Annotated in this window: 4 protein-coding genes and 2 tRNA genes; 4 read left to right on the top strand and 2 right to left on the bottom strand. The window is 56.3% G+C overall.

All coding sequences use genetic code 11. The annotated features are described in order from the left end of the window. Positions 1–482: 482 nt before the first annotated feature. The 4 genes from HMPREF2847_RS08865 (at position 483) to HMPREF2847_RS08850 (ending at position 1,641) form a co-directional block, all read left to right on the top strand. Positions 483–559, top strand: a tRNA-Asp gene (locus tag HMPREF2847_RS08865). A 19-nt stretch (positions 560–578) separates the two neighbouring features. Further along, positions 579–651 (top strand) — tRNA-Phe (locus HMPREF2847_RS08860). Between the two features lie 145 nt (positions 652–796). Further along, positions 797–1,252: a hypothetical protein gene (locus tag HMPREF2847_RS08855; protein WP_048761510.1), complete on the top strand. Its 456-nt coding sequence runs from the start codon at positions 797–799 to the stop codon at positions 1,250–1,252. 107 nt (positions 1,253–1,359) lie between these two features. Next, positions 1,360–1,641, top strand: coding sequence for a GNAT family N-acetyltransferase (locus HMPREF2847_RS08850; protein ID WP_070852179.1), 282 nt, complete (start codon positions 1,360–1,362; stop codon positions 1,639–1,641). A gap of 104 nt (positions 1,642–1,745) precedes the next feature. Here HMPREF2847_RS08850 and epsC read toward each other — a convergent pair whose 3' ends face one another. Beyond that, the gene (epsC, locus tag HMPREF2847_RS08845; protein WP_048761503.1) at positions 1,746–2,339 is read right to left on the bottom strand and encodes a serine O-acetyltransferase EpsC; all 594 of its coding nucleotides are present in this window, start codon (positions 2,337–2,339) and stop codon (positions 1,746–1,748) included. A 116-nt stretch (positions 2,340–2,455) separates the two neighbouring features. Then, positions 2,456–3,388, bottom strand: a complete 933-nt coding sequence (cysK, locus tag HMPREF2847_RS08840; protein ID WP_070852178.1) for a cysteine synthase A — start codon at positions 3,386–3,388, stop codon at positions 2,456–2,458. Between the last annotated feature and the right edge of the window lie 156 nt (positions 3,389–3,544).

Below are 3,544 nucleotides of genomic sequence, written 5' to 3'. Positions count from 1 at the left end.
GGCATGCGGACACACTTTTCTTTACTTAACCCTCGGTGGGGGCAAAAAGTGTGTCTGATTCTCAAGATAGTGACTGGTCAGCCTCCAACTGCGGCAGCTCCACAACCCAGGGTTAAGTAGCAAAACTGATCGCCCGAAAAATTACGGGCTGCAAATGTGAAACTGTGCGAATTTATGACACTTTCAGGCCAGTTTACAGGCCATTTTTGACATAAACGCAGTCAGTAACTCGCATTAAGGACTAAGTGGCAAAAAGGGGCCACCCGGCGACATGCTGAGCGGACATACTTTGGTCTATTAACCCGTAGCTGCCACCGGGGGCGCCACAGTCTAGGTTGCCCCGAGCCCCCGGGGTTCGGATGTCAGTTTTCAACTTAAAATATCTGCCATGAACTGGCGATTTGCTTATGTTTGGCGCGGTTCTGTAGAGTAACAACTCGTGCACAGCGCTGGTAAGCCAGAAAGTTGAGCACGGTATTTAAGGCCCTGTGGCGCAGTTGGTTAGCGCGCCGCCCTGTCACGGCGGAGGTCGCGGGTTCAAGTCCCGTCAGGGTCGCCACTTGATTAATTTCAAGTCTGGCCAGATAGCTCAGTCGGTAGAGCGTCCGCCTGAAAAGTGGAAGGTCAGCGGTTCGATCCCGCTTCTGGCCACAATTTATCCCCAGTCCGGTAACGGGTTGGGGATTCTTTGTTTTATCAGGTGCTTGTCGTAAAGCAAAGTGCGTTGAGTCGAACGAAAACCTTAAAGTGGGGGAAATTAAACCGCGTACACGCCCTAGCGGATAGGATGTTGTGCATGAGTAAGGAATTCGCCTCAGCAGGAACGCTGTCCCATGATGAGACATTGCCGTGGGTCGTGCGCATCTTCGTCTACACGGATGCTGCGGGCAGTCAATCGGCTGCTGAGAAGGTTCGTGGGGTGCTCACGGAGCTGATTCCGGATCAGGAAGTCAACGTCTACGAGGATGTCATGCCTGACGTGGGGCGCACTTCCTCTCTCGCTGATTTGTGGGCGGAGGCAAACCCGGGCATGGATCCGGGGGATCGTAAGCGTTACCGCATCAGCGTGGTGGCTCCGGGTCTGTCCCACTGTGAATTGGCGGATCTCGCAGGCCCGCTCGCTGAGGCCGTCAGCCCGGGGTGGGTAGAAGGTGAGGCTGCGACTAAGGTCGCGAAGGGCGATGTCCCGTGCCGTGTCGCTGTCGGGCGTGCCGACGAGCACCCGGGCGAACCCCCTCTAGTGCAGAACTAGCCAAGATTCGGAATTAATCTGAAGTGAGAGCTGTTAGTTGGGTTACATCCTAAGAGTCGTTTGCAATGACGACGCTTGAAGATCACGAGAGGGAAGTGACTCCGAAAATGGCACACACTATTTCGCATGATGAGGCCGGTCAGCGCTACGTTCTTACTGTAGAGGGGCAGGAGGCTGGCTTCGCCGCTTACACCCCGGTGGAAGGCGCGCTGGATTTTGACCATACGGTTGTTGACAACAAGTTCCGCGGTCAGGGGCTATCCAAGCCGCTTATCGCAGGAGCCCTGGATGATGTCCGGAAGAACAACCGCAAGATTCGCACCAGCTGCTCCGCTGTTGCCCGGTTCGTGGAGAAGAACCCGGAGTACCAGGATCTGCTGGCTGACTAGTCGCCAAAATAGTTAAAAGAAAATGGCAAAGAAACCGACCGGCTGCTCACAATAGCAAGAGCAGCCGGTCGGCTTTTGTATGTAGAGCTAGTTTTAGGACCGAGCTAGATAAAGTCCCCGTCACCTTGGACGTAAACCGCCGGATCGCACAACGGCTTGTGTTCGCCGGGCTTGGCCGGGCGTACGCGGCCCGGAATTCCGATCACGATGGAATCGGGTGGGCAGCTGTGGGTGACCACGGAGTTGGCGCCAATCGACGAGCCAGCACCAATAGTGATTGGGCCAAGGACTTTCGCACCTGCGCCGACGGTGACGTTGTCCTCCAGCGTGGGGTGGCGCTTGACCTTCTCCAGCGAGCGACCACCGAGGGTCACGCCGTGGTAGAGCATGCAGCCGTCACCAATCTCTGCGGTTTCACCAATGACAATTCCCATGCCGTGGTCGATGAAGAACCGGCGACCAATTTGGGCACCCGGGTGAATCTCAATACCAGTCAGCCAACGGGCAAATTGTGCGAGGACTCGTGCAATGCCCTTGAAAATCCCACCGCGCTTCCAGAGGCGGTGCGAGAATCGGTGAATCCAGATTGCGTGTAGGCCGGAGTAGACAATGGCATTTTCTACGTCACTACGTGCAGCTGGATCATGCGCACGGGCATTGTCCAGATCCTCTTTGAGGATTCGGAAAAAGTCACTCATGGCCGTTAATTCTATCTGGTCGGAAGTGGGAACAACGCAAAAACCCGCTTGCCGACGAAAAACTGCCAGCTAGCGGGCTTTGTGGAGAAGTTAAAGGGCGTTTATAGCGCTTGGTTTTAGTCGCGCAGGTCCTCGTACAGGATGGAGGAGACGTAGCGCTCGCCGAAGTCAGGGACAATCACGACGATATTCTTGCCCTCAGCCTCCGGGCGGGCTGCAATCTCGAGAGCAGCCTTGATGTTTGCACCGGAGGAAATGCCGCCGAGGATGCCCTCGGCTGCAGCGACCTTGCGGGAGACCTCAATAGCGTCCTCGTTGGTAACCGCAATAATCTCGTCGAGAAGCTCCTGATCGAGAACCTCTGGGACAAAGTTTGCGCCCAGGCCCTGAATCTTATGCGGGCCGGCGGTGCCCTCGGTCAGCAGCGGGGAAGCCTTCGGCTCAACGGCAACCAGCTTGATTTCCGAGTTGTGCTTCTTCAGCGTGCGACCAGCACCGGTAACGGTGCCGCCGGTGCCGACACCAGCCACGAAGTAATCAACCTTGCCGTCGGTAGCTTCCCAGATTTCTTCACCAGTGGTTGCCTCGTGGATAGCCGGGTTGGCCGGGTTGGCGAACTGGGAAGCCAGGATTGCATTGTCGGTGTTAGCCACGATTTCGTTGGCCTTATCGACAGCACCGCGCATGCCATCCGCGCCCGGGGTGAGTACAAGCTCAGCGCCGAATGCGCGCAGAACGACGCGGCGCTCCTGGCTCATGGTGTCCGGCATAGTGAGAATGACCTTGTAACCGCGGGCTGCGCCGACCATTGCCAGCGCGATACCGGTGTTGCCCGAGGTGCCCTCAACGATGGTTCCGCCCGGCTTGAGCTCGCCAGAGCGCTCGGCGGCATCGATAATTGCGTTGCCGATGCGGTCCTTGACCGAGTTGGCAGGGTTGTAAAACTCCAGCTTGGCAATCACGTTGCCCGGCAGGCCCTCGGTAACACGGTTGAGCTTAACCAGCGGGGTGTTGCCGATCAGTTCAGTGACATCGTTATAAATAGTCATTAATCTTATCCATTCCGGAAATCACAGAGGACTTCCTAATGAGTTTTCGCGTGTAGCCGTAGTTTACGCCTGATCCTGCAATTAGTACAGACCAGTTCGTCTATTTTGGGGATTGCGTGGGGAAGGGGGGTGTCCCTATGTTTTTGTCAAGTGCCA

This window comes from Corynebacterium sp. HMSC074C03 (genome assembly GCF_001838285.1).
Taxonomy (GTDB): Bacteria; Actinomycetota; Actinomycetes; order Mycobacteriales; family Mycobacteriaceae; genus Corynebacterium; species Corynebacterium amycolatum.
Note: the sequence above shows the minus strand (reverse complement) of the source record. Positions and strands in the feature narration are given on the sequence as shown.